Annotated in this window: 24 protein-coding genes and 2 tRNA genes; 17 read left to right on the top strand and 9 right to left on the bottom strand. The window is 48.9% G+C overall.

What is annotated here, in order from left to right:
* Positions 1 to 135 precede the first annotated feature (135 nt).
* The 8 genes from ureG to murA all read right to left on the bottom strand — a co-directional run bounded on the left by ureG (position 136) and on the right by murA (position 4,928).
* Positions 136 to 759, bottom strand: a complete 624-nt coding sequence (ureG, locus tag A8707_RS08280; protein ID WP_068816341.1) for an urease accessory protein UreG — start codon at positions 757 to 759, stop codon at positions 136 to 138.
* A gap of 27 nt (positions 760 to 786) precedes the next feature.
* On the bottom strand, positions 787 to 1,455 hold the full coding sequence (locus tag A8707_RS08275; RefSeq protein WP_197484689.1) for an urease accessory protein UreF: 669 nt from the start codon (positions 1,453 to 1,455) through the stop codon (positions 787 to 789).
* Positions 1,445 to 1,885, bottom strand: coding sequence for an urease accessory protein UreE (ureE, locus tag A8707_RS08270; protein ID WP_068816339.1), 441 nt, complete (start codon positions 1,883 to 1,885; stop codon positions 1,445 to 1,447). The genes A8707_RS08275 and ureE overlap by 11 nt, the downstream gene beginning before the upstream one ends.
* Complete coding sequence (locus tag A8707_RS08265; protein WP_068816338.1) at positions 1,882 to 2,217, bottom strand: Dethiobiotin synthetase; 336 nt, start codon at positions 2,215 to 2,217, stop codon at positions 1,882 to 1,884. The genes ureE and A8707_RS08265 overlap by 4 nt, the downstream gene beginning before the upstream one ends.
* A 35-nt stretch (positions 2,218 to 2,252) precedes the next feature.
* Positions 2,253 to 2,477, bottom strand: a complete 225-nt coding sequence (locus tag A8707_RS08260; protein ID WP_068816337.1) for a hypothetical protein — start codon at positions 2,475 to 2,477, stop codon at positions 2,253 to 2,255.
* A gap of 21 nt (positions 2,478 to 2,498) precedes the next feature.
* Positions 2,499 to 2,580 (bottom strand) — tRNA-Leu (locus A8707_RS08255).
* A complete protein-coding gene (locus tag A8707_RS26765) occupies positions 2,559 to 3,431 on the bottom strand; it encodes a M48 family metallopeptidase (RefSeq protein ID WP_074382479.1) in 873 nt (290 codons plus the stop codon). Before A8707_RS26765 ends, A8707_RS08255 begins: the two co-directional genes overlap by 22 nt.
* Positions 3,432 to 3,524: 93 nt before the next feature.
* Positions 3,525 to 4,928: a UDP-N-acetylglucosamine 1-carboxyvinyltransferase gene (gene murA / locus A8707_RS08250; protein WP_068816336.1), complete on the bottom strand. Its 1,404-nt coding sequence runs from the start codon at positions 4,926 to 4,928 to the stop codon at positions 3,525 to 3,527.
* A gap of 188 nt (positions 4,929 to 5,116) precedes the next feature.
* On the opposite strand from murA, the gene A8707_RS08245 reads away from it, so the two are divergent.
* Positions 5,117 to 5,200: transfer RNA gene (locus tag A8707_RS08245), tRNA-Leu, on the top strand.
* 170 nt (positions 5,201 to 5,370) lie between these two features.
* A complete protein-coding gene (locus A8707_RS08240) occupies positions 5,371 to 6,144 on the top strand; it encodes a TrmH family RNA methyltransferase (protein WP_068816335.1) in 774 nt (257 codons plus the stop codon).
* Between the two features lie 22 nt (positions 6,145 to 6,166).
* Here A8707_RS08240 and A8707_RS08235 read toward each other — a convergent pair whose 3' ends face one another.
* A complete protein-coding gene (locus tag A8707_RS08235) occupies positions 6,167 to 6,583 on the bottom strand; it encodes a hypothetical protein (RefSeq protein ID WP_156518432.1) in 417 nt (138 codons plus the stop codon).
* Positions 6,584 to 6,984: 401 nt separating this feature from the next.
* Between A8707_RS08235 and A8707_RS08230 the strand changes: the two genes are divergently transcribed.
* The 15 genes from A8707_RS08230 to A8707_RS08160 all read left to right on the top strand — a co-directional run bounded on the left by A8707_RS08230 (position 6,985) and on the right by A8707_RS08160 (position 25,931).
* Entirely contained in the window at positions 6,985 to 7,845 is an 861-nt protein-coding gene (locus A8707_RS08230; RefSeq protein ID WP_231947984.1) for a metal-dependent hydrolase, read from the top strand.
* A gap of 304 nt (positions 7,846 to 8,149) precedes the next feature.
* Positions 8,150 to 8,608, top strand: coding sequence for a 50S ribosomal protein L9 (gene rplI / locus A8707_RS08225; protein WP_068816333.1), 459 nt, complete (start codon positions 8,150 to 8,152; stop codon positions 8,606 to 8,608).
* A gap of 169 nt (positions 8,609 to 8,777) precedes the next feature.
* Positions 8,778 to 10,136 carry a replicative DNA helicase gene (gene dnaB, locus A8707_RS08220; RefSeq protein WP_068816417.1) on the top strand — a complete coding sequence of 453 codons (1,359 nt, stop codon included), beginning with the start codon at positions 8,778 to 8,780 and terminating at the stop codon, positions 10,134 to 10,136.
* 239 nt (positions 10,137 to 10,375) lie between these two features.
* On the top strand, positions 10,376 to 11,152 hold the full coding sequence (locus A8707_RS08215) for a M48 family metallopeptidase (RefSeq protein WP_068816332.1): 777 nt from the start codon (positions 10,376 to 10,378) through the stop codon (positions 11,150 to 11,152).
* A gap of 95 nt (positions 11,153 to 11,247) precedes the next feature.
* The gene (locus A8707_RS08210; RefSeq protein WP_068816331.1) at positions 11,248 to 11,454 is read left to right on the top strand and encodes a hypothetical protein; all 207 of its coding nucleotides are present in this window, start codon (positions 11,248 to 11,250) and stop codon (positions 11,452 to 11,454) included.
* 262 nt (positions 11,455 to 11,716) lie between these two features.
* Positions 11,717 to 12,802, top strand: coding sequence for a glycosyltransferase (locus tag A8707_RS08205; RefSeq protein WP_068816330.1), 1,086 nt, complete (start codon positions 11,717 to 11,719; stop codon positions 12,800 to 12,802).
* 50 nt (positions 12,803 to 12,852) lie between these two features.
* Positions 12,853 to 15,054, top strand: a complete 2,202-nt coding sequence (locus A8707_RS08200; RefSeq protein WP_068816329.1) for a GumC family protein — start codon at positions 12,853 to 12,855, stop codon at positions 15,052 to 15,054.
* An 847-nt stretch (positions 15,055 to 15,901) separates the two neighbouring features.
* Positions 15,902 to 16,831: a heterocyst development glycosyltransferase HepC gene (hepC, locus tag A8707_RS08195; protein ID WP_068816328.1), complete on the top strand. Its 930-nt coding sequence runs from the start codon at positions 15,902 to 15,904 to the stop codon at positions 16,829 to 16,831.
* 31 nt (positions 16,832 to 16,862) lie between these two features.
* Positions 16,863 to 18,719 carry a heterocyst formation ABC transporter subunit HepA gene (gene hepA, locus A8707_RS08190; RefSeq protein WP_068816327.1) on the top strand — a complete coding sequence of 619 codons (1,857 nt, stop codon included), beginning with the start codon at positions 16,863 to 16,865 and terminating at the stop codon, positions 18,717 to 18,719.
* Positions 18,720 to 18,744: 25 nt separating this feature from the next.
* Positions 18,745 to 19,914, top strand: coding sequence for a glycosyltransferase family 4 protein (locus A8707_RS08185; RefSeq protein WP_068816326.1), 1,170 nt, complete (start codon positions 18,745 to 18,747; stop codon positions 19,912 to 19,914).
* A 19-nt stretch (positions 19,915 to 19,933) separates the two neighbouring features.
* The gene (locus tag A8707_RS08180) at positions 19,934 to 21,073 is read left to right on the top strand and encodes a glycosyltransferase family 4 protein (RefSeq protein ID WP_068816325.1); all 1,140 of its coding nucleotides are present in this window, start codon (positions 19,934 to 19,936) and stop codon (positions 21,071 to 21,073) included.
* Entirely contained in the window at positions 21,070 to 22,200 is a 1,131-nt protein-coding gene (locus A8707_RS08175; protein WP_068816324.1) for a glycosyltransferase family 4 protein, read from the top strand. The genes A8707_RS08180 and A8707_RS08175 overlap by 4 nt, the downstream gene beginning before the upstream one ends.
* Positions 22,197 to 23,579, top strand: a complete 1,383-nt coding sequence (locus A8707_RS08170; protein WP_068816323.1) for a glucose-6-phosphate isomerase — start codon at positions 22,197 to 22,199, stop codon at positions 23,577 to 23,579. Before A8707_RS08175 ends, A8707_RS08170 begins: the two co-directional genes overlap by 4 nt.
* A gap of 25 nt (positions 23,580 to 23,604) precedes the next feature.
* Positions 23,605 to 24,813, top strand: a complete 1,209-nt coding sequence (locus A8707_RS08165) for a hypothetical protein (RefSeq protein WP_068816322.1) — start codon at positions 23,605 to 23,607, stop codon at positions 24,811 to 24,813.
* Between the two features lie 281 nt (positions 24,814 to 25,094).
* Complete coding sequence (locus tag A8707_RS08160; RefSeq protein ID WP_068816321.1) at positions 25,095 to 25,931, top strand: CheR family methyltransferase; 837 nt, start codon at positions 25,095 to 25,097, stop codon at positions 25,929 to 25,931.
* Positions 25,932 to 25,989 lie beyond the last annotated feature (58 nt).

Genomic DNA, 25,989 nt, shown 5'->3' with positions numbered 1-25,989 from the left:
TTCAGGTCATAAACCTCTAGGGTCTATCGTCTAAAATCCATTGTTCAAACGACTAGACTCACAGACTCAGCCGTGACTTTGTGATATTAAGACTGGCTTTGAGGAGTAATTGTATAGCAGATTACAAAAAATGGACTAAGTTGTTACGTCTGTCTCCAAAGTCAGCCCTGCGCGGGATTGAATGAAGTCTACGATCGCTCCTAATCCGTCTTGAGTTTTGAGATTCGTGAACACAAATGGCTTTTGTCCTCGCATTTTTTGGGCATCTCGCTCCATCACGCCCAAATCTGCTCCAACGTAAGGAGCGAGGTCGATTTTATTAATGATCAGTAGATCAGATTTTGTGATGCCCGGTCCGCCTTTACGCGGGATTTTGTCACCTCCTGCTACGTCAATGACATAGACATTTAAATCCACAAGTTCGGGGCTAAAGGTCGCCGCTAAATTGTCACCGCCACTCTCGACAAAAATCAGATTCAAGTTGAGAAAGCGCTGTTCGAGTTCTTCGATCGCCGCCAAATTCATCGAGGCATCTTCGCGAATTGCTGTATGTGGACAGCCGCCCGTCTCGACACCGAGGATGCGATCGCGCTCTAGTGCCTGACTTCGCACCAAAAACTGGGCATCTTCTTGGGTATAAATATCATTCGTCACGACCGCAATATTGAACGTCTGCCGCATTGCTTTGCAGAGCGCATCAACTAACGCGGTTTTACCTGACCCCACTGGACCCGCAATCCCGACTCGAAAAGCATTCATATAATCTCACTCAATATTCAGTATTGTTTAACTGCGAAACAGGCGACTATAAAGCGTTTCGTGTGCCATGCTTGCCAATGATAAACCCCAGCCGCAGCTACTCAAATCGTCATCTTGCAACGTTAGAATCTCCTGAGTTGCCCGATCGAGTTCCTCATCCAGTTCTAAAAGCAGCCGTTGCCCTGCCGTTTGCCCTAGCGGAATCAGCTTGATGCCTGCACCAATTAGATTGGTTGCCCAACTGTGAAGATAGCCGATAGTGGCAGATTGTTCGTCGATTTGCCATCGAGCCGCGACGGTGCCAAAGGCGATCGCAAAGTTGCAGTCTTGCTTTAAAAGTAGCGTTGTAATCTCGTTCTCCTGTAAGTCCTGAATGAGTCGCAGCAGCGATCGCCCCATTTGCCAGCTTTGCGATCGTAGCTCCTCAGTTTCTCGCGTGGCAGACAGCCAGCGATTCCAATCAGTCAATGCCAAAAAATCTTGGGCGAGGCTCGATCTATAGGCGCGAATCATCACCGCCGCTTCTAATCTGACAGCTCCATAGCGCAATTCTTGCCGCAGCCAATGGTCGAGACTGGCCGCACTCGTGATTTTGTCTGCCAGCGCTTCGAGTCCCTCAGAATAGCTGTAGGCACCAACGGGCAGAGTCGGACTGGCAAGCTGTAGCAAACTTCGCAACGCAGAATTAGTGGGCATGGTGTCCATAGGCTCCGGTTTCTGGCTGAAACGGGGCGATTTCTTCGACCACGGTCAACCCGCGATGGTTGAGCAAATCTTGCAGCACCGGATCGGGCGAAAGGCGCAAGTAAGTCTCGGTGATTTCGAGCGAAACGTGACGATTGCCCAGATGATAAGCCGCTTGCAGCAAGTCGATCGTTCTCTCCGCCGTGACAGTGAGTACAGGTTCGGGGCTGGCACGCACTTGAGCGAGTTCCCCCGATTCGGCTTGAAGCCAATCGCCTTCTCGCAGCGTCGTGCCTCTGGGAAGATGTAAATAAACCGCTTCCCCAGCGTCAGTTTGAACGGGATGACGCGATCGCGATCGTTCTTCTGCATTCAGGGATAAAACGTGGTGAACAGAGCCACGATCAACTGCCGACAGACGTTGAGTAAATGTCAGAGTCATTGCCAAACTCCCGAAAAAATGCTTCTTACGGCGGCAGCGATGCGATCGAGGTCTTCATCCAACAACGGCGGACAGTCAGAATTCTGTTTGAGTCCGGCTTCAAAGAGTCGTCTGCCTTCACTGGCGATCAGATAGAGCGCGTAGGAGAGGTCACGATCGAGCGTCGTCTCTCCTTTTAATGCCTCGAACAAAACTTTGAGCGACAGCAAAATCGACGTGACCTGACCTGGAATCGGCGGTTGCCCTTGCCGCAATCGCACGACAAAGCCATCAGAACCCAGGTTTTCGCTGCTTTGATCGATCAATAAGCGACGAGCCGTTTCATAATCCACGATCGAGACGCTCTCAAACTATCAACTGTTAGACTTTAGCCTACTCTTTTAACGGGTTGCGGTATTTTTTTCAAAAAAGAAGGGAGAGAACTGAATGTGTTCTCTCCCTGTTTGACTTCAGGCTCAAAGCCTTCTTGGAGCTTTTTGCGAAGCATTTGAGTCTGTTTTTTGAGCTGTCTTTGACGAGCAGAGCCGCCTTTGCCTTTGTGGTTGCGTCCCTCACGGCGAGGAGACTCCCAGCGTTTGAGCAGTCGAGCCATAGTAACCTTCCTTAATTGAGATGGGCGGAGGGAGAATCGAACTCCCATACCTTTCGGTGCCACATTTTGAGTGTGGTGCGTCTACCAGTTTCGCCATCCGCCCTTAGATTTCGCTTCACTATCATAGCCTATTGTCTGCTTTTGCAGCAAGGATTGATAACTTTGGCTGCTTGCCCAGCGATCGATTTCTCGCGCCCGCAAAACGGGCACTGGGTGAGTCAGTTGAGACGTTTGCATTTGTTTGAGCAGTTGACCGATCTCGGTTTTGTCTACGTCGTCATACGCCCGTGCCTGAGCAATGAAGGCATCCAGATTAAGCTGACTTGCGAGAGATGGTGAGCCTCCGGTAAGCTTCATCATCACAGACATGATGGTTTTGGGGTCTTGAGTGGCAAGTAGGGCGGCGCGATCGCACGTAAATTCCGCACAGCGAACCCATTCTAAAATCTGAGCCTGTAGCCCTTGTGTAATCACGCCTCCGAGGGGAAGCTGCCCAGCGGCTAACACGATAATATTTGCCAGAGTCAGGTAAACCCCGTGATCACATTTGAGGTGCCCCAACTCATGGGCAATGACCGCCTGAATCTCTTCGGGTGTCAGCAACTCAATCAGCGACGTGTGCATCACAATAAACGGCTGCTTACCGCGCATTGCAAACGTGTAGGCATTGGGAACCGGATTTTGCCGCACATAAAGCTGGGGTGGCTCAACATCTAGCACTCGACAGGCTTCTAGCAGCAGATCATAGATTTGAGGCAACTGCTGTTCACCGACGAGAATGCTCGACGCAATATTCTCTAAATAAAAAAACTGTTCCGCAACGGGTCCCAGCAGATTGCGGATCAGCAAATCGAGTCCGGGTAGCTGCTTGAGAGAATTGGTGGCTTCTAAATCAAGAGGGTGACGGAACTGGTCAGCTTTTAAGCCAACAAGGAGCGACTTTGAGAAAGACATGAAGGGTAGTCAAAAGGGCATCTCAAAGACAGTATAACGAGAAGAACGAAAGGAAGGATGAAGGCAGAGAAGACTGTCATCCTTCCTCGGGTTTTAAGTGGACGATCGGACAGACGTTGGCGCGATCTCGATCGTGCTTGGTTCTAGGTCAGAGGGTTCTTGAACGCGATGAAGTTTGGCTCCGAGATTCTTCAGTTTTTGCTCTAAGTTCTCATAGCCTCGATCGAGGTGATGCAGCCCTTGAATTGTGGTTTTGCCTTCTGCCGCGAGCGCCGCGACGACCAGAGCCGCCGAAGCCCGCAGATCCGTTGCAACCACAGGCGCACCTGAGAGCAGTGGTACCCCGCGAATGATGGCGTGATTGCCTTTGACGCGGATGTCTGCGCCCATGCGATTCAGTTCGGGCACATGACCCAGACGATTCTCAAACACCGTTTCGCTAATCACGCTATCGCCTTGAGCAAGCGTCAGCAGCGACATAAAAGGCGCTTGCATATCCGTTGGAAAACCCGGATAGGGAAGGGTTTCGATGTCGGTTGAGCGATAGTTTTGACTGGGCAAAACTCGCATTTGCTTGGGGCTGTCCATCACGACCCGGATGCCCATGTCGCGCATTTTGGCGAGAACGGCAGTCAAGTGGTCAGGAATAATTGGGGATAGAGTAATCTCCGATCGGGTCATCGCCCCCGCTAGCAAAAAGGTGCCTGCCTCAATGCGATCGGGGATGATGCTGTAATCGACCGAGTGCAGACTGGGAACGCCAGAAATGACGATCGTGTTCGTGCCCGCCCCGCGAATCTTGGCACCCATTGCTCGACAGAAATTTGCTAAATCTGCGACTTCGGGTTCTTGAGCGGCATTCTCGATCGTCGTCTCACCCTCGGCTAGAGTCGCCGCCATCATCAGAGTTTCAGTCGCTCCGACGCTGGGGTAGTCGAGGTAAATCTTGGCACCCTGAAGGCGTTTGTTTGCACCCGTCACATAGGCGTGAACGATGCCGTGATCGATGTGAACGTTTGCGCCCATTGCCTGTAACCCGCGCACATGCAGATCGACAGGACGAGCACCGATCGAGCATCCTCCGGGCAGTGGCACCCTCGCCACACCCATTCTGGCAAGCAGAGGACCGATCACGAAAAAGCTTGCCCGCAGTTGGCTGACCAACTCATAAGGCGCTTTTGTATGACTGATATGAGAGGCATCAATATCGAGGACATCCCCATTTTGAGTCAGCTTGACTCCCAGCGCTGCTAAAATCTCGCCCATTCGGGTGACATCGGCTAACAAGGGAACATTCCGAATTCGGCAATCTTGTGAACATAACAACGCGCCGACGATGATCACCAGCGCCGAGTTTTTTGCGCCACTGATCTTGACGTGTCCACTGAGAGGGGTTTTTCCCCAGATTTCAAGCACTGAATTAGTTTCTTCGGGTGAAGACTGAGAGTTGGGCAGGCTGAGAGCGGAAGTAATGGGTTTGTCCTCCTGAGTTAGCATTTTTACAACAACTTCAAAGTTGGTTTTGATTCTACTGGAAAGATCACAGATGTCCAGACTTTGAAGTCACAGCAACTAAAAGTCAACCGTGTCAGTGTAATCTCGATCGCTGAATAAATTTCAAAAATCATTGACAGGTGGATCACTCTACTGCATAGTTGGAGATCGTGACGCTCAAAACGTCTCATGCGGGACTGGCGGAATTGGTAGACGCGCTAGATTCAGGTTCTAGTGTTCGCAAGGACTTCCGGGTTCAAGTCCCGGGTTCCGCATCGTTGGAAGAGCCATGCCTTCCCAAGGGTTATCGACTGTCTGATAAACCGATCGGCACGATAAACCCTCTGATCACTGCAATTCTGCTTATGGATGGTTAAAGTTTTGTAACGAAATCTTAATCACTTCCGCAACCAGTGTTCTGACATTCTCAATATTCTTTAGCGCAATGTTGACAAGTCTCCAAAACTCTTTGGTCAAGCAATTGCGGAGGTTGCATCGCGCCAAAGACCGACGAGAACAGCAGCTTTTTTTGCTAGAAGGAACACACTTGCTGGAAGAAGCCTGTGCCGTTCAAGCTCCATTAGAGGTTGTCTGCTACACCGAAGCGTGGCGATCGCGACACGAGGCGCTGTGGCTGCGTCTGTCAGAAGTTGCCCAACGAATTGAGTTGGTCAGCCCCGACGTTTTGAAAGCGATCGCAACCACCGTTGAACCTGATGGCGTTGTGGCAACAGCAGAGCGAATTCATACGCAGTCGCTGCACTTTGCTCAGTTGGGGTTGGTTCTAGAAACGATTCAAGACCCAGGCAATTTAGGAACGATTATTCGCACAGCGGCGGCAGCCGGAGCAGATGGCTTGCTGGTGAGCGATAACAGCGTTGATTTAGATCATCCCAAAGTGCTGCGATCGTCCGCAGGGCAGTGGTTTAGACTGCCGATGGCAGTGAGTGCTGATCTCAGGACCGATATTCTCAAGTGCAAAGCGGAGGGAATGCAGGTCATATCGACCGTTCCTACGGCATCTCAGACATATTGGGAAGTCGATTTTTGTCTGCCGAGTCTGATTTTGTTGGGCAACGAAGGCGCAGGGCTATCTCAAGAGTTAAATGACCTCGCGGATCAGCAAGTGACAATCCCGTTGAGTCCGGGTGTGGAATCATTAAATGTGGCAATCTCAGCCGCGTTGATTTTGTATGAGGTCAAGCGGCAAAGGGTCTAGAATTCGCGAATGGAAACCGACATTACTTCGGCACTCGATGCCAAGATTCAGGGATCTGCGCCAACGTCCAAACAGACCCCAGCTTGTGGTCATGAGTGAGCGTTTCTTCAGATGAGGATAGGCTTTTAACATCTGACCCAGAAAAATCTCGGTTCAAGACTTCGTGGCTGACTAGAGTATGGTCAAGCCAATGATCTCGATCGGGTTCTAAGCCAATCACAGCGTCTGACTGCTTTAACTGTTGGTAAAACTGCGAGTCTAAAACGGAGGCAAATTGTGATCGCCTTCCATAAGAGCGAGTTGCCTGAGACTCTGAAGACAAAGACAGGTCAGATATAATCTGAGTAGAGGCAACTTCGATCGCGACTAGCGCTCCCATTGAGGCGACCCAACTGCCCAAGGCAGCGATCGTGAGCCATTTTTCAAATTTTTCGTTCATCTCTAGACTCCACAGGCTGCATTGTGCAGTGGTTTCTTTCGAGGTTTCTAGATTCCCTGGGGCGTTGGGGTTTGCAGACACGACTTGAAAATTAAAAGAAGAAGCGATTTCTTTGAGGCTGGTCTAAATCTATAGCCTTTCTAGTAAGACGGCAAGGGTATTTATGGTGTAATGTCAACGGTCAATTGACGCAATTACACACGAAGTTTTGCTGAAGCAGTGGTTCTCTCTGTAAAAGTGAAGTTGTTCATCGAGCTGCTGATTAAGATTAACCCTAGTCGTAAGGGAACGTCACTCTATCAGACTGTTTTAGAGACGCATTAACGGTAAGCTATGTTCCAAAAATGGCTCTAATCTGAATAGGTGAGCAGTTTATCTCTACTAGATTAAGGCTTGATAAAATGACGACTTTAAAGCAGATGAAGGCGCATCTCTCTGTAGCTAGAGGTGCATTTGCCGCCCTCGTTTTGACAGCGATTGTCTTTAGCAGCAACGTGTTCAGCAGCAGTGCTCAACCTGCTCTTAATACTCAACTTCAGTGGTATGGACAGTCTGCCTTTAAACTGACAACGCCTTCGGGCAAAGTTTTGTTGATTGATCCCTGGCTCACAAACCCAGTCAACCCGACCGGAAAAGCAGATTTGGCGAAGCTCGATCGAGTCGATTTGATTCTGATCACTCACGGACATTTTGATCATGTGGGAGATGCAGCCACGATCGCTCAAAAAACAAAAGCGAAACTTGTTAGCACGGCTGATCTCGGTCAAGCTCTGGTAAATTACGGAGGCTATCCAAAAGACCTCGTAGGGTTAGAGACTCAAGGCAACTTTGGAGGAGAGCTTACCCTGCTCAATGGAGACGTAAAAGTAGCCTTCATTCCTGCGATTCATAGCTCGGCGGTGGCATCAGATGGTAGCCCTGCTCACTTTGCGGGCAACCCTGGCGGATTTTTGATCAGCGTCAAAAATGGACCTGTAATTTATCACACGGGCGACACAGACTTGTTTCAGGACATGACGCTGATCCCCCAGTTTCACAAAGTCAATCTAATGCTCGCTTGCATCGGGGATCACTTCACAATGGGACCGACGCGAGCAGCCGAGGCGGTTAAATTGGTGAATCCCACGATCGTAGTGCCTATGCACTTTGGGACTTTTCCAGCCTTGACAGGAACCCCAGACGCGTTTTCTCAGGCTCTCAGACAGCAAGGAGCCAAGAGTCAACTGCGAGTGATGAAAGTTGGGGAAACGCTGAAAATTTGAGGGTTGAAAGCTCTCATATAGAGAGATAAAGAGCGATATGCGACTTTCCTGAAACACCTGCGAAAACTACCCTCACCCTAGCCCTCTCCCGTAGGAGAGGGAACCGGAACGGTCCGAGAGCCTTTCTCCTTGGGGAGAAGGGTTGCGAGGGCTTTGCTCCACTGCGTGAGGAGGGCAATTAGTTGCCCATCGTGTAGACTGAAGAGCGATCGTATCCCTTAAATTCAACCCTCAAAGATCACCACCCAGCCCTTTCTCCAGTAAGATAGGAAGTTCGGCGGCACAGTTGACAACAGGAAACATTATGGCGAAGCGCATTCAGTTAGTCCTCAATAAGGACGTTAGCAAGCTCGGTAAATCGGGTGATTTGGTCGAAGTGGCTCCCGGTTACGCCAGAAATTATTTGATTCCGCAGGGTATGGGGCAGAACGTGACTCCTGGGCTGCTTAAGCAAGTTGAGCGACGCAAAGAAAAAGAGCGTCAGCGTCTCGCAGAGCTGAAGGAAGTCTCGATGACCCAAAAAGCAGCGCTTGAAAAAGCAGGTCGCTTGACGATCGCCAAGCAAATCGGTGAAAACGATGCCATCTTTGGAACGGTCACCAACCAAGATGTGGCAGATGTGATCAAGCAAGTCACAGGTCAAGACATCGATCGGCGGGGGATCACCGTTCCCGATGTTCACAAGATTGGTGACTATAAAGCTGAGATCAAGCTGCATCCTGAAGTGACTGCGACGGTGATGATTCAGGTCGTTGCAAGTTAGGGTTAAGAGTCGAGGGTTGCATCAGGTCTTCTGATGACAATCCTCAACTCTTAGTACAAGGCTACTATTCTTTGCTAAACTATCGTTGTATAGTGATGGGGTCGAGTGGAGCATTTGAGGCGGTGGCTCACCCCTAAAAATGCCCTTAATCTGCGGTAGCCGCCTGATCATGGCTCAAGAACAACTTAGCTTTCAACCATTTCAAGATCGAGTCCCCCCCCAGAACATTGATGCAGAAGAAGCGATTCTGGGAGGCATCTTGCTCGACCCCGAAGCGCTGACTCGCATTCTCGATCTGATTGCTCCAGATGCGTTTTATCTCAGCGCCCACAAAGAAATTTTTAGGGCAGCGATCGCCCTTCAAAGTCAGGGCAGTGCGACCGATTTGATGAGTGTCACCACTTGGCTTCAAGATCGCGGCTTGCTCGATAAAGTAGGTGGGCAAAATAAATTAGTGCAGTTAGTCGATCGCACGGTGAGCGCGGTCAACATCGACCAATATGCGCAGCTTGTCACCGACAAACATCTGCGTCGTAAATTGATCAAAGTTGGGCAGCAAATTTCTCAGCTAGGGCACGAAACGGCTGAAGATTTAGAAACGGTCTTAGACGACGCAGAGCAGAAGATCTTTAATGTCACTCAGGCACGCCCCCAGCAGGGACTCGTCGCTGCCGCCGATGTTCTCACTCAAACATTCTCTGAGATCGAACGTCTCTCAACCGGGATGGCAACCCCCGGTCTGTCTTGCGGATTTTATGATCTAGACGCAATGACCCAGGGATTTCAACGATCGGATCTGGTGATCGTCGCGGGTCGTCCATCCATGGGGAAAACCAGCTTTGTGCTGAATATCGCTCGTAACATTGCGGCTTATCACAAACTTCCGATTGCCATCTTTAGCTTAGAGATGTCAAAAGACCAGCTTGTGCAGCGTCTCTTAGCCAGCGAAGTGCGAATCGAGAGCGGACGACTGCGAGCCGGACGCATCAGTCAAAATGAATGGGAGCCGTTAGGACACGCGATCAGCACTCTATCGCAGTTACCAATTTTTATTGACGACACGCCCAACCTGGGAGCCAACGAGATGCGATCGCAGGCTCGACGACTGCAAGCAGAGCAAGGCGGCGCTTTGGGACTCGTGCTCATCGACTATTTGCAGTTGATGGAAGGCAGCGGCAGCGAAAATCGAGTTCAGGTATTGTCACGAATTACGCGATCGCTCAAAGGTCTGGCGCGTGAGTTAAACGTTCCGGTGATTGCGCTGTCTCAACTCAGCCGAGGCGTAGAATCGAGAACCGAAAAGCGCCCGATGATGTCTGACCTTCGCGAATCGGGATCGATCGAGCAAGACGCTGACCTCGTGATGATGTTATACCGCGATGAATATTACAACAAAGACACGCCCGATCGTGGCATCGCAGAAGTAATCATCAGCAAACACCGCAATGGACCCACAGGCACCGTGAAACTTTTGTTTGAGCCACAGTTTACGCAGTTTCGGAATCTCGCCTCCCCTAACCGAAGTTAGCGACGATCGAGCCAAAACCCTTCCTTAGACACTATCGTTTGGTTTAGGCAATCCTTAATATGGGACTGAATCCAACTCAGCAATCCCAATGATGCTGGTATTATAAATAGTAGTAATCTTACTAATTCATTCGGCAGCCCGTTATGTTGGCGCTTAGCAGGGTGAGAGAATTGAATGCCTCCTTCAGTCAGTCACCGTTAAATTATCTTACTGATTAGCAATCGCCGCAATAGATACAAATGGCTGAGTCTACACTGATCACGGGTCAGCTTACGGCGCTCCCCGGCTACAGAGTTCGGGAGAGCTTGAAGGCAAAACACGTTAGCCTGAGAATGACCGTCCAAGGCGGGCTAGAAGTCATCGTTCCGAAAGGGTTTGATCAGAGTCGCATTCCTGAGATCTTGCACACCAAGCAAAGTTGGATTGCTAAGACAACCGATCGACTCGAAGAACAACGTCAACAACTATCGCTTGAAGCATCTCATGAGTTGCCCGATCGGTTGCAGCTTAGAGCGATCGACCAACGCTGGCAAGTCGAATATCAACCCACTCAGTCTAATCGCGTCACCCTGACCGAAAAAGACAAATCACGGCTGATTTTGCGAGGCTGCACCCAAAACGAAGATGCCTGTAAATCGTTGTTGCAGCAATGGCTTAGCCACAAAGCCTATCAGCGTTTGGTGCCGTGGTTGTGGTTAGTCAGCCAAGAATTAAATCTTCCCTTTAATAAAGCGTCGGTGAGAGGGCAAAAGACCCTCTGGGCAAGCTGTTCTCAGCAGAAAAACATCAGTCTTAACTACAAACTCTTATTTCTGCCGACTCATCTAGTCCGCTATGTGCTGATTCACGAACTTTGTCACACCATTCATCTCAATCATTCATCGCAATTTTGGGGGCTAGTCTTCGAGAAAGAATCGGACTATAAAGCGCTCGATCGAGAACTCCGTAAGTCGAGTCACTATGTTCCTAGCTGGTTAGAGCCTTCGATATTAGACAAGAACGAAGATCAGATCTAGCGATCGACTTCTGTGATAAATTCCTCCTATAGATAGGCGTTGTCAGCACGATCGTCTCTCTAAGCTTGGGCAAGCTGTCATTGAGAGAATTTGCTATGAGCACTGAGCCGACCGAAAGACTTCCCGACCTAGACAGTGACGATGCAGAAGAGCGGAAAGCGAAGACCGTTAACCCAATGGATCTCGTGTATTCAGGGGGTTATGTAGGTGACCCTAGAGAACTGGTTGAAAATCCGGCGGTGACTCCAGAGATGCTAAACGAGCCGGGAGATTTACGGGCAGATGAAATCGATGGAGATTAATAGTCTGAGATCGCGAGTATCTAATCTTGCACAAGCCTACTGACTCATGTCATTAGACATACAGAAGGCAGTGAGATAGATACTTCGATCGGATGATGATAAGTTCTTCTCACAAAATTAGAGTGTTGCGGTAAATGATCGTCTAGAAGAATTAACCGTCGTCAGCTTCGTGCCGTTTGTTTTACCTGTTTATAACGCTTTAACTGTAAATTATTCTTCAAAGATTGGCTCCAAGACTATTGCCTTTACTCAGCGTGCAGTCATGAAAGTTGCCCTCGTCCATGACTATTTGACGCAGCGGGGTGGAGCAGAGCGAGTCTTTGAGTTGCTCTGCAAACATTACCCTGATGCAGATATTTTCACCTCTCTCTATGATCCCCAGCATTCGATCGACTTTGGCGATCGCCAAGTATACACCACTTATTTGCAGCGAATTCCTTCTGCGGCTAAACACTTCAAACTGTTAGCCCCTTTCTATTATTCGGCGTTCCGTGCCCTTGATTTGAGTGACTATGATTTGATTATTAGCAGCAGCACAACGTTTGCAAAAGGGGTAAAAAAGCGTCCTGATGCAAAGCACGTTTGCTTTTGTCATAATGTCACTCGCTTTTTGTGGGACACCAAAACCTATCTGCGAGAATATTCTGCATATCGACGGTTTTATCCTTTAATCGAGTCGCTGTTTCAACAAATGCGAAAGGCAGATTTGGCGTTTTCTCAAGAGCCAAGTTTGTATATCGCAAACTCTAGCGTTGTGGCACGGCGGATTCAAGAGATCTATAAAAAACCCGCTTTGGTCGTTAATTATCCGATCGACAGCGCTCAGTTCACGTTCTCAGACCAAAAAGAGGACTTCTATCTAGCGTCAGCTCGGTTACTCAGCTATAAACGGATCGATGTCATTGTCGAAGCGTTTAACTGGTTGGGATGGAAGCTCGTGATCACCGGAGATGGACCAGAACGAGAAAACTTGCAGGCTCGTGCTTTAAAGAACATTCAGTTTCTAGGTCACGTCAGCGATGTCGATCGTAAGCATCTACTGGCAAAGTCTCGATCGGTGATTGTGACGGCACTCGAAGATTATGGTTTGGTTCCGATCGAGGCAAACGCCAGTGGAACGCCCGTGATTGCCTATGGTATGGGAGGAGTGTTAGACACTCAAGTTCCTGGCAAGACAGGCGTGTTTTTCAAGTCACAAACGCCAGAATCACTGCACAATGCCTTGCTCGACGCAAGCGAGATACCCTGGGACTACCGCACCATTCGTCACCATGCCCTCAGCCATTTCTCAGAAAGCGTCTTTTTCGACTCAGTAGATCGGGTGGTTAAAGAGGTCTGTCTGGCATAGCAACGGTGGCTTTAACAACTCAACGTTCTTTCAGTTAAGGAGTTCCGATCGTGGCTCAGAGCAATCTAAATTTAATCACGGTTGCCGACCCTGATCCGGGATATGGACAACTGCTGTCGGTGCTGATGCGGCGGCGGCTGTGGCTGATTGGCGGGTTGGGGCTATCGCTGTTGGCAGCGGCGGCGTTGACGCTATTTTCTAAACCGACTTATCGTAGCTCAATGCAACTGCTGAGTGAGTCTAATTATCGCAGTCGCAAAACAGACGCAACGGTCAACACCCCATCATTTGCAGACTCGAATGTTGAGATTGACAATGCCACGCAGTTAAATTTGATGCGATCGTCGCAGCTTCTGCAACGTGCGGTGGATCAGTTGAAAATCAGCGATCCCGACCTGACGGTAGGGGATCTGCAAAAAGGACTCACCGTTAGCCAAGTGATGGAGCAACGAGGCAATGACAAGATCAACACCAGCATCTTTGATGTTGTTTACGTTGACCACGATCGTCAAAAGACCCAAGCCGTTTTGCAGGCGCTTCAGCAGGTTTATCAGCAGTATAACCTTGAGCAGCAAAAGTCGAGATTGACCAAGGGCTTAAGGTTTATTGACGAACAGATCCCCATAGTTGAGGCGCGAGTCAATCAGGCAGAAGCCGCACTAGAGCAGTTTCGCAAAACTCAAGATTTGATTGATCCCGAACTTCAGTCAAAGGCAACGGTCGATTCTCTCGCGGCAGTGCAGAGAGACCAGCGGACAAACCGGACTGAGTTGCAGGATCTGAAAGCTCGCAATGGGGCACTTCAGCAGCAGCTAGGGCGATCGCCTCAACAGGCTGCGATAGCGGCGCGATTGAGCCAATCATCTCGCTATCAGGCGTTGCTTAACGAGATTCAAAAGACCGAGGTGGCGACCGTCCAGCAGCAGTTGCGGTTTAAAAAGGGTCCGTTTATCGATCAGCTTCGCGAACAGCGACAGAGACAGCAAGCCCTTTTGCAGCAAGAGGTGCAGCGCATTTTAGGAGCGCAAGCAGGAGCGATTGCTCAGTCGGGTGATAGTTTGATCTCGATCGGGCAGCTTGGAGAAAACGATCTCAAATTTGCCGGCTCACTGGTGGAGTCTCAAGTCAACTTAGTGGCGGCTCAAGCGCGCGATCGCAGCCTCACCAATAATGAGCTACAGCTTCGGGCTGAGCTAAAGCGATTTCCGAGTCTGCTGGCTGAATACAATCGCCTTCAGCCCAATGTGCAGGTGAATCGCGACACCCTACAGCAGTTGCTCAAAGCCAGACAAGATCTAGGGCTAGAAATTGCCCGTGGCGGGTTTGATTGGCAGGTGGTTGAGCAGCCAAAAGTTGGGCGACAAACGGGTCCAAGCTGGCTGCGAAATTTGCTGCTAGGAGCCGTGGGTGGCTTGATGTTAGGAGGGGTTGCTGCCTTTTTGCGAGAAGCTGCCGATGATGCGGTTCGCACCTCTGAAGATTTCAGGAAGCAAGTTTCGCTCCCGCTGTTAGGCATGGTGCCGGATGTACCATTAGGAGAGATCAATCCCCGATCGATGATGCCTTTCCAGAGAACCGAAACTCTGGCTCCTTCAATGATGCAGGTGATTCACTGGGCACCGTTTCGAGAGTCGCTAGATCTGATTTACAAAAACATCCAGCTATTGACGGCGGCGAATCCGCTGCGATCGCTAGTGGTCACGTCTGCGTTAGCCGGGGAGGGAAAATCGACGATCGCGCTAGGGTTAGCGATTAGTGCGGCGCGACTGCATCAGCGAGTATTGGTTATTGACGCTGATCTGCGTCGTCCGGGGCTGCACAAACAGCTTGAATTGCCGAACGAGCAAGGATTGTCGAATCTGCTGTCGAGCGATCGGATGCCTAGCCAAAGTGTGATTCAGCCAGCAGGCAACTACAGCGATCTGTCGATTTCGGTGTTGACAGCGGGTCCGGCTCCGAGCGATCCCGTTAAGCTGCTCAGTTCTCGGCGCATGAAGGAACTGATGGCAGTGTTTGAGCAAACCTACGATTTAGTGATTGTCGATGTGCCCCCGGTCTTAGGAATCGTTGATGCAATGCTGGCAGCTTCGTTTTGTGATGGAACGTTGATGGTCGGCAAAATTGGGCAGGTGACGCGCCAAGAAGTGACGCAAGCCGTGACAGCGATGAATCGGTTAAATTTGATTGGCATGATTGCTAATGGCGCGACTCTTCCTAGCAATCAGTATTATCGGAACGTGCCAGCTTATTAGAGATAGCTGCAAGGATTTGAAGTCCTCTAGTTTAGGATCGTGGATTAAATAAGAGCCGGATTTGCCCTCACCCCAGCCCTCTTCCTAAGGAGAGGGAGCAAACGTCTAGTTCCCTTTCTCCCTGGGGAGAAGGGGTTAGGGGAGGGCTTGCCCCACTTCGTGAGGAGGGTAACCCCGTTTTGCAATGACTGACCTCATTTAATTCATGATCCTTGACTTTCTGATGCGATCGGATCTCAGAAACTAGATGAAAAAACACGATCGTAGTTTCAAAATCTTTTAAAGGATCGGTGAAACACTCACACGATTGTTCTCGACTGAACGAGCTTCAATAGAGTTTGTGTCGATGAATTTATGAGTGCGATCACCTCTCGCAAAGTGAGGGATCAAGAGTTGGACGTCCCTTGCGGGAGATATGAACTTCTGTTAGAAGAAACTATATTACTGGGATCACAGATTAGGCTTTCAAGAATTCTACATTTTTTGTATAGAAGCCTACTTTCTTGTGCAAGAGGTGATCAACAGACGTTAATTACTTCTTAATTGATAGTGTGTATCCTTTATTACTTAAAAAATTATCCTGCCTTTTCTTTACTTACATGACTCAAGTTCCATGAACAAAGACCTATGCGAGATTTCACTTCTAGACTCAAAATCAGAGACTCTGTATCTAACCTGATGTAGATTCTTTTTCTCGCTCACTCATTAACATTTGGGTTATTCAATACTTCATGTAGATGAAGAGGATTTAGGAATTTATCTGGACTGAACTGCCAATAGACAAAGCAGTTGTATTGATTCGCTCATCTCAATTTGTGCCTCTTGTTGTAATCCCAGCCAAACTCCTATGACGACTTTTAATCCTTCAACTTTGCAGGAAAGCCGTTCTTTAATCAGGGAACGATCGAGTGTTGAATCTCCTGGATGTGTGCTTAAATGGCGGCAAAAACAGTTGCTCGTCTTGCAATCTCCTCAGCAGACTCCTCCCCATCTCCCCCCTCTGACTAACGAACAGTGGCTGATCGACTGTCTCAACCACTCGCCGATTCGCTTAGTGAGAATTGATCCAGGCGTGGGCGAAACCGGACTAAGATTTTGGGCAAATGCCTGTAAGCGATCGGGCAAGATGCTCTATTTGAGATTGCCCAATACTTCCCGGCTTCCCAATCGCGTCAGCGTTTCTTGGGGATGTAAGCGCCTGTTAGACTTGAGTCTAGCGTCGTTGATGCTGTTGCTGTTGAGTCCGTTGATGGTGGCGATCGCGGTATTAATCAAGCTTCATACACCGGGTCCGATCATGTTTCAGCAGTGGCGAGTTGGGCAGCGAGGCAAACTATTCAAGGTGTTCAAGTTTCGCACGATGACTGTTAATGCTGAACGAGAGCATCATCAAGTGATGGCAGGACAGGTGTCAACAAACTTGCACAAACGGGAGGACGATCCCCGCATCACCTCCTTGGGCAAATGGCTGCGAAAATATAGCCTGGATGAGTTGCCTCAACTGTTCAACGTGCTGCGAGGTGAAATGAGCCTCGTCGGACCGCGACCCTGGGCAATTTATGATGCAGTTCGCGTTCGTCCAGATAGGTTGCAGCGGCTAAATGCACTGCCCGGAATCACAGGCGCATGGCAAATTGAATCTCGATCGCACCTCCTCGACATTGACACGGTGAACGATCGTGACTTGGAATATCTGCGAAACTGGTCTTTGACAGAAGATTTAAAAATTCTGTTGAGAACAGTGCCCAAAGTGCTATCAGGATTTGGGGCGTGTTGAGCTAAACCAAGAAAACTTTTAATGAATATCCATGCGATTTAAGTGTCTCAACGGTGTGCGGAGAGGAGTCAAAGCTACGCGATTTTGGCGAGACAACTCCTTGATTTTGAGAGAATTTCGATTCTTCCCGTGGGTTGCGATCGCGGCGATTTTCTTTGCGCTGTGTGCTGCCTCCTTTGAAGGGTTTGGGTTTGGCTTTCTCTTAGCGTTTCTGCAAAGCCTCGTCAGCCCAACGGCTACCCCCTTTAAAACCGGGGTCAACTGGTTTGACCTCTGGGTTTTGGGGATCAACACATCCACGACGAGCCGCCTCTATCGAGTGTCGGGTTTGATTCTCGCCTCCACCTGGATTCGAGCCGGATTTAACTACTTGACTCAGGTTTACACTGAGTTGACTCAGCAAAAGCTCGTCGATCGACTCCGCAAACAGATTTTTGAACAACTGCAATCCGTCAGCCTCAGCTATTTTGGCAAGACTCATTCGGGGCAGTTGATCAACACCCTGACTGGTGAATTGGGTCGATTGCAGTCAGCCTTTTCGCTGATCGCTTTCATGATTTCTAAGGGATTAACGCTGATCGTCTATGCCGTGTTGATGTTTACAATCTCCTGGCAGTTGACGGCGATTTCTTTAATGTTGTTCACACTGTTAGCTGTCGGGTTGTCAACGCTGAACGCACGAGTGCGTGAAAGCAGTTTTGCCGTCTCGACTGCATCAGGGGCGTTTGCAACCATTTCGCTAGAGTTTATTAATGGAATTCGCACGGTGCAAGCCTCAGCGACTCAGGATTATGAGCGCAAACGCTTTTATCAATCTAGTCACGAGATGCTGAGAAGCAGCATGAAGGCGACCACTCACAGCGCGATCGTGCGACCCATAGCAGAAGGGTTAGCCACGACCGTTTTGATCAGCATGATTATTGTGGCGATCACCATCTTTGTCGCGAACGGAACGCTACAAACCGCGTCGCTGTTAACGTTTCTGTTTATTTTGTTTCGGCTCGTTCCGGCGGTGCATGAGTTGAACGGCAACCGGGCACAGTTGAGCGGCTATGGAGGCACGATCGCCAATATTACCGAGGTGCTGCGAAGTGACAACAAGCCCTATCTACTTGATGGAACCAGTCAGTTTTCAGGATTAGAGAGAGCGATCGAGTTCATCGCCGTTGATTTTGGTTACGATCCCGCGTCTCCAGTGCTGAAAGACATTACGCTCACCATTCCTCGCGGCAAAATGACGGCACTGATCGGCGCATCGGGTGCCGGAAAAACGACGCTGGTAGATTTGATTCCTCGATTCTACGATCCGATCCGGGGACAAATTTTGCTGGATGGTAAGGATCTGCGATCGTTCTCCACCAAATCTCTGCGACACAAGATGGCAATCGTCAGTCAAGAGACATTTGTCTTCAATGCGTCGGTGCGGTATAACATCGCCTATGGTTTAGAGAATGTGACTGACGCTGAAGTCTGGACTGCCGCGAGACAGGCAAACGCGCTGGATTTCATTCTAGAAATGCCTCAGCAGTTTGAGACGACTTTGGGCGATCGAGGGGTGCGGCTCTCAGGTGGACAACGGCAGCGACTCGCGATCGCCCGTGCCCTTTTGCGAAATCCTGAAATTCTGATTCTTGACGAAGCCACCAGCGCTTTAGATTCTGTCTCAGAGCGATTGATTCAAGAATCGCTAGAGCAACTGTCAGAAGGTCGCACCGTGATCGCGATCGCGCACCGATTATCGACAATTTCGCGTGCCGACAAAGTTGTGGTGTTAGAACAAGGGCAAATCGTTGAGCAGGGCACTTATCAAGAGTTGCTCAACCTGCGCGGCAAACTGTGGAACTATCACCAAATTCAGCATGACGTGAACGTGAAGACAGACGGATAACTTAATGTGGAGGAGAGGGAACCCGATGCACTTAATTGCTCTAGAGCGAGTGCCGTCTTCAGATCGAGGCGGACAGGAAAAAAACCTATTAGAAATCTGTCGAGATTTAGTCAATCGGGGTCACAAGGTCACCCTTCTTTACGAACGGGAAGGCAATTCTCTCGACCAGTACCGCGAGTTTTGTGAATCTGTCTGGCACGTTGATGCCTACGGGTTTGATCGGCGGAGACCCAAAACTGTTTTGCAGTTTTTTCGCAATGTTGCTGGAATGGGCAAAATCCCGGTTTATAAAGACAGCATTGTGTTTAGCAACACCTGCCACACGGTCACCTTTGGATATGCCTTATCGCGGTTTAGACGGCTACCCTTTGTTTGCTATTTTCAGACTCCCTTCTCTTCTGACCTAAATCGACAAAATCAGTTTGCGCTAGCTCATACCGATCGCTATATTGCCGTTTCTCACCAAACCAAACAGACTTGGGTCGAGTTTGGTCTGCCTGACTCAAAAATCGAGGTGGTTCACAACGGTACTGATCTGCGTCAGTTCAAATCTCCCCAAGATTTTTTAGCGACTCGCCAACAGTGGGGGATTTCTGAACACGCGAAAGTAGTTAGCTATGCGGGGCGCATCGATCCCGAAAAAGGAATTGAATATCTGATCAAAGCAGTGGCACTTTTAGCAACTCAAGAGCCAGACATTAAGCTCATGATCGCAGGAAGACCTGTCGTCCATATCAATGCGGTGAAGGGCACCGAATGCGAAGACAAAGGGATGAACTATCAGCGATCGCTAGAGCAGTTAGCAAAAGATTTAGGCATCGGCGATCGAGTCCAATTTGTAGGTCATTTATCTGACCCGGCTTCTCTCTATCAGATTAGCGATGTCAGCGTCTTACCGAGCATTTGGGCTGAGCCGTTTGGTCGCTCAATTATTGAATCTCTCGCTTGCGGAACGCCCGTTGTTGCCAGTCGTGCTGGAGGAATTCCTGAGATTTTGACGGGAGAGCTTGCCGCTAATCTAGTGCCAGCTAGAGACGAAAAAGCCTTAGCTAAAAGACTTTCTGAAATCATTCACTGGCGAGAGACTGACCCGGGACTTGGGCAGCGATGCTCTGATCATGTGGTCAATCACTTCAGCTTAGAAAGCATGATTAGTGGAGTCGAAAAAACGTTGTTGAGCGCTGCAAAAACGTAACTCCTATCTTCCATAACCTATGAACACTCCTAGAATTTTGTCAGTCACTGAAAGCTTTCTCGGACATCTCACTTATGGGCGTTTGATGCGAGACCATTTAAGTCAATCTTGCCCGATCGACGCTTATTGGCACAACGACGATCGAGAACTGCGAACTCGGATTGCGATCCGGGTGTTTGGGTATTACCGCATCCCGCCGACTCGCTGGACATCGGAACAAAATGCTGACTTTTATCTGTTTCGGTCTCAGATGTGTCTAAGTTATTTTGCGCGGCGAGTGATAGCGAGAAAAATGGCAAAAACTCACTATTCAGCCCTCCATTTTCATACTCAGCCGCTTGCCTATCTGTGCCTCGATCTGATGAAAAAAATGCCGACCGTGGTGAGTCTCGATCGGACTGCCGCTCAAGCCTCTAGAGACTCCACAAAGCCAAGTATGAGATGGACGTTTGCACCCAATCTTCATCTCGATAAAAAAGTCTTTGACGCTGCAAAAACCATCGTCAGCTTCTCAGAAGTCGCCCGACGATCGGTGATTGAAGATTTTGACATTTCACCTCAAAAAGTCGTTGTTGTTTATCCCGGAGTCGATATCGATAAAATCCCCTTAGCTGAGTCGCGAGACAAATCCCGTGAGAAACGCCTGAACATCCTGTTTATCGGCGGCGATTTTGAGCGGAAAGGCGGTCATGATCTGTTGAACGTGTTTTTAGAAAACTTTGCCGATCGAGCCGACCTTCACCTCGTCACCCAAGTCCCGATTACGGTTGATCATCCCCACGTTCATATTCACAGAACGATCAAAGCCTACACACCCGAATGGTTGGCGCTTTATCATCAGGCAGATGTTTTTGTCATGCCCACCTATTCAGAGCCGTTTGGCTGGGTGTTTATCGAAGCAATGGCTGCCGGATTGCCGATCGTCGCCACCAACATCACTGCCATTCCTGAGATGGTGACATCGGGTGAGAACGGATTTTTGATTGAACCCGGCGATCGCATTGCGCTTTCTCAAAGCATTGATCAGTTGATTAACGACCCTGAGTTAAGAAAAACAATGGGCGATCGAGGGCGCGATCTCGTTGAACATAAATTTAATGCTCAAACCCATTTTGAAAAGTTAGAACATCTATTTCATGAGGCGATCGCGGCACGATGAAAACGTTATTCACTTGTCATTATCCGTTTGATGTCAATGCAGGTGCGGCTGGCGTTACTTGGCGGCTTGGTCAAGAATATCAAAAGCTAGGACATGACGTTAATTATTATTCGCTTGATGATGTGCCACCCATTCATAAACTGGCAAGATTTTCGGCGTTTCCGATTTTTGTTGCTCGTCAGATTTCTCAACTGCTAGACCAGCAAGCCGTCGATGTTGTCGATGCTTCCACAGGTGATGCTTGGATGTGGGCAACGCTGTTCAGCAAATTTCGCAAACGTCGTCCTTTATTAGTGGCACGGTGCCACGGCTTAGAGCACATTGAGCACCTCGAATATTTGGAGGAAGCGCAACGCGGCAATCTGCGCCTGAGTTGGAAATATCCGCTCTACCGCGGTAGCATTCGCCTCTGGGAAGCCGCCACTTCTATGCGCTACGCCGATGTGGTTTTGTTGCTCAATCAGCGCGATCGCCAGTATGTGATTGATCATTTAGGGGTTCATCCCGATCGTGCTCACATCGTCCCTAACGGTATCTCTGATGCTTATCTCAATCTCCCGTTTGAGCCGACTCCTGCTCAGGGTGAGCCGTTACGCATTGCTCAGGTTAGTAGCTACATTGTCCGCAAAGGCATCCAATACGGTACACCTGCACTCAATCGCATTCTTCAACGCCACCTTCATGTTGAGGTTAGTATGCTGGGCACCGAACGTCCGATCGAAGAAGTCTACGCAGAGTTTGATCCGGCTGTGCGAGATCGGGTCAAGGTCGTTCCCTACTATGCCAATAACACGCTGCCAACCTTGCTGAAAGGGCATCATATTAAACTCTTCCCCACCATCTCAGAAGGGTTTGGCGTTGCACTCGTCGAGGCGATGGCGTGTGGACTAGCACCCATTACTACTGCCACTCCGGGTCCGCTAGAAATCGTGCAAGATGGCAAAGACGCGATCGTGATTCCCTGCCGAGATAGTGACGCGATCGAGCAGGCGTTAGACCGATTGATTGGCGATCGTGAACGCCTCGATCGACTTCGCCGCAATGCCTACAGCACGGCTCAAACCTATAGCTGGTCACGGGTCGCCCAAGACAATCTTCGCTGCTACGAAAAAGCCCTTTCCCCATGACTTCTTCCTCCCGTCTTCTCTATCCTGCCCCCGCCTGGATTGCGATTCTCAGCCTGGTTCTGTTTTCAGCGCTCTGTCTGGCTGTCCATGCTGGCGGACTGTTGCGCTATGCCTTCCCAGCAGGCTCTTTGGCGGTCGGGGCGTTTCTCTATTGGCGCTATCCGCTCCTCTATATCGGGTTTACGTGGTGGATCTGGTTTTTAGTGGCATTTGTGCGGCGATTGGTAGATGTGCAAGCGGGATGGGCTGATCCCAATCCGGTGCTGTTGGCTCCGTTTTTGGTGACGATCGTCTCTCTAATCACCTTTGCCAAAGAGTTGCCCAAAGCCTTGAATGGAGGAGGTTTACCCTTTGTGCTTTGCATGATGGGAGTGCTATATGGTTTTTTGGTTGGGCTGATTAACAATTCGCCGCAGACCACGATCGTCCCGTTGCTAAACTGGTTAGCGCCCGTTGCGTTTGGCTATCATCTTTATTCTAATTGGCATATCTATCCTGATTTGCGCCAGAGTTTTCAGCGCGTTTTTATGGCAGGTGTGTTGGTGATGGGAGCCTATGGCGTAGTGCAATTCTTAATCGCACCCGGATGGGATCGGTTTTGGCTTCAAAATCAAACCACTCAAGTGTTTGGAACACCAAACCCACTGGGAATCAGAGTGTTTAGCACGATGCAATCACCGCAGCCGTTTGCCTGTGTGATGGTTGCCGGATTATTTTTGCTGCTTGCGAGTCGAAACCCACTGCGATTTTTGGCATCGGGTGTGGGTTATCTATCATTGTTATTGTCGTTGGCTCGATCGGCGTGGCTGAGTTGGGTCGTTGCATTGGTCGTGTTTTTGCCATCGCTGAAACCAAAGCTACAAATGCAGCTTCTCTTAACGCTGTTAGTCATGATGATTGTCGTGTTACCGTTGACGACTATTGAGCCGTTTGCGTCGGTAATCAGCGCTCGCTTTCAAAGTGTGTTTGCGGGACAAAATGATGTGAGTTACGCAGATCGATCGCAGGGTTACAGCACGATTCTCACCGACGCTGTAACTAATGTTCCGGGTTTAGGAATGGGATTTGTGCTCCAAGACTCTAGCATTGGCGGCAATGATAGTGGAGTCATTACGCTGCTGTTAACGCTTGGATGGCTCGGACTGTTGCCCTACTTAGGAGGGTTGCTGTTACTGATTGCGAGTTTGATTCAAAGTCGCGAGGCGATGAATGACTCGTTCATGAGTGCAGCACGAGCGATCGCTATCGCCACCTTTTCTCAAATTGGGTTGAATAATGTGATGTTAAGTTCGTTTGGTATGGTGCTATGGAGTTTTATTGGCATTACGATCGCTGCCCGTCAATATTATGCAAAGTCAGCGTTAATAAGCAACGTTTAGAATCAACTCGTTTGGAGTAATTACTGTGACTCAAGCAAACAAATGGCTCAAACCCGTCAACATTTATTGGATTCTAGGGTTCTTAATCATTGGTTACGGCATTTTTGCCTTAAATGGCTATGGAAATGATGACGACACCTATCGAATGTTAAATACTTGGAAAACGCTCATCAGCGAGGGTCGATATGTCCCGTCTAGATTTCAAGGTTATTTGATTCCAGAATTGTCGATCGGGCTAGCGTCTGAAATTGGAGGATTTTATCTCGCAAACTTTGTTTCAGTTGTGCTTTCTGTCTCTAGTCTGTTTATTTTCTATGTACTGCTATTAAGAGTTACAACTTCTTTAATCGCAGCTTTATCGGTGTTGGCGATTGCGTCAAATCCCTTTTGGATCATTGCATCTACCACATCAATGGACTACGTTTATGGGGCGTTTTTCTTTATTTTAGGACTCTTTCTTCTAATTAAAGAAAAGCCGAGATGGGCTGGTGTGCTATTTGCAGCATCGGTTTGCTCTCGGTTGACCTATGGACCGATGGGCGCGATCGCGTTTCTACTCTACTTTCCTTATGTTCGGGAGAACCTCAAGCTCAGAAATTCACTGATTCAAGGCTTTCTAGTTTTTTTGGTGACGACTGGCGTATTTTATTTGCCTGTCTTTTTCGCCTCTGGAATGTCCCTCTCATTTTTAGCAGTTGGACCGGATGCCTCTGGTGGGTTTATTGGCATTATTGCCAGATTTATCTACAAGAATGTCTACTTTTGGGGACTTCCCGCGTTTGTCTTATTGGTCATCTTCTTCATTCAAGGCGAAAGCATCTATCAAAAAATTGCGACGAATCCTTTTCAAAAGGTTCGGGTTAAGAAACTGCTATTTCATGGAGCTTTATGGTGCATTATTTATAACGAAATCATGTTTTTCAAGCTTCCTCATGAGTATGCCTATTTGTTGCCACTCTTATTTAGTGTCGCTTACCTGATTGCAACTTCCGATCGCGTTAAAAAAACTAGATATTTGAGTTTTCTGATCGGGCTACAGCTTTTATATGGGCTAATTTTTAATCTCGACGTTCTTCAGACTTATCAAAAAGATCCCGTTGCCAAGACGATTCACTCAGACTCTGCAAAAATTCACGTTTCAATCAAAGAAGGAGTTTTAATCAGAGAACTGGATTGGCGATCGACCTATCAGGCTTATCAGTTGGGCGAGTTCAACAAAAAGTGGCATCAGTAACGCACTACGAAGACTAGAAAACGGATAGGGGCGTTGCTGAATGCAGTGAAGTGCCCTCCTCACGAAGTGGGGCAAGCCCTCGTCAGCCTTTCTCCCTGGGGAGAAGGGAGCCGGAACTCTTGTCCCCTCTCCATTAGGGAGAGGGCTAGGGTGAGGGTAAAATCTGTGCTTCATAGATCGATTCAGCAACGCCCGGATAGTCTGATCACAGGGATAGTTTTGCGATGATCTTCCCTAAGAGTGAGCAATTTTATGCCCTTTGCTGAGTAGACTGTTTTGCGATGAGCGCCATTTCGTCTGCCCCCACCTTAGAGGATATTGAGATTCAGTTGCTTTTAGACGGTATCTATCGCTACTATGGTCACGATTTTCGCAACTATGCTGCCGACTCGATTAAGAGACGCATTCGTCGCTTTTTGAGTCTAGAAGGAGTTGAAACCGTTTCGGCACTTCAAGCGCAAATTTTGCACGATCGCGCCTGTCTTAAGCGATTTTTACTCAATCTGACCGTCAACGTGACATCAATGTTTCGCGATCCTAGCTTCTTTCTCGCCTTTAGAACGCTCGTCGTGCCCCTCCTGCGAACCTACCCTTTCATTCGCATCTGGCACGCTGGTTGCTCGACTGGGCAGGAAGTGTATTCAATCGCGATCGTGCTACACGAAGAAGGACTCTATCATCGCTGTCGCATCTATGCGACTGACACCAATGAAGTGGTCTTGCAAAAAGCAAAGCAGGGCATTTTTTCGCTAGAGTCGATGCAAGAATATACGCAGCTTTATTTAAAGGCAGGTGGCAAACACAGCTTCTCAGAGTACTATACGGCTGCATATGACGGTGCAATCCTTCGCTCATCGCTGCGAGAAAACATTGTCTTCTCACAGCATAATCTTGCTACCGACTCATCATTTAATGAATTTAACGTGATTATTTGCCGCAACGTGTTGATTTACTTTAACCACATCCTCCAAGATCAAGTATGCAATCTGTTTCACAATAGTTTGTGTCCGTTTGGCATTCTTGGTTTGGGGCGACAAGAATCGCTCAAATTCACGTCTTACGAAAAGCAATATGAAGAAATCGCGGCGAGTGAAAAGCTCTATCGGAGACTGAGCTAGTGACATTAGCATGTCCCCTCTTTCCCAGCTAACTCTTATCTTTCTTTACTCCCAAGAG

It is taken from the genome of Phormidesmis priestleyi BC1401 (assembly GCF_001650195.1).
In the GTDB taxonomy this organism is placed as follows: Bacteria; Cyanobacteriota; Cyanobacteriia; order Leptolyngbyales; family Leptolyngbyaceae; genus Phormidesmis_A; species Phormidesmis_A priestleyi_B.
The sequence above is the reverse complement of the archived record's forward strand: the minus strand, read 5'-3'. Positions and strand labels throughout refer to the sequence as shown.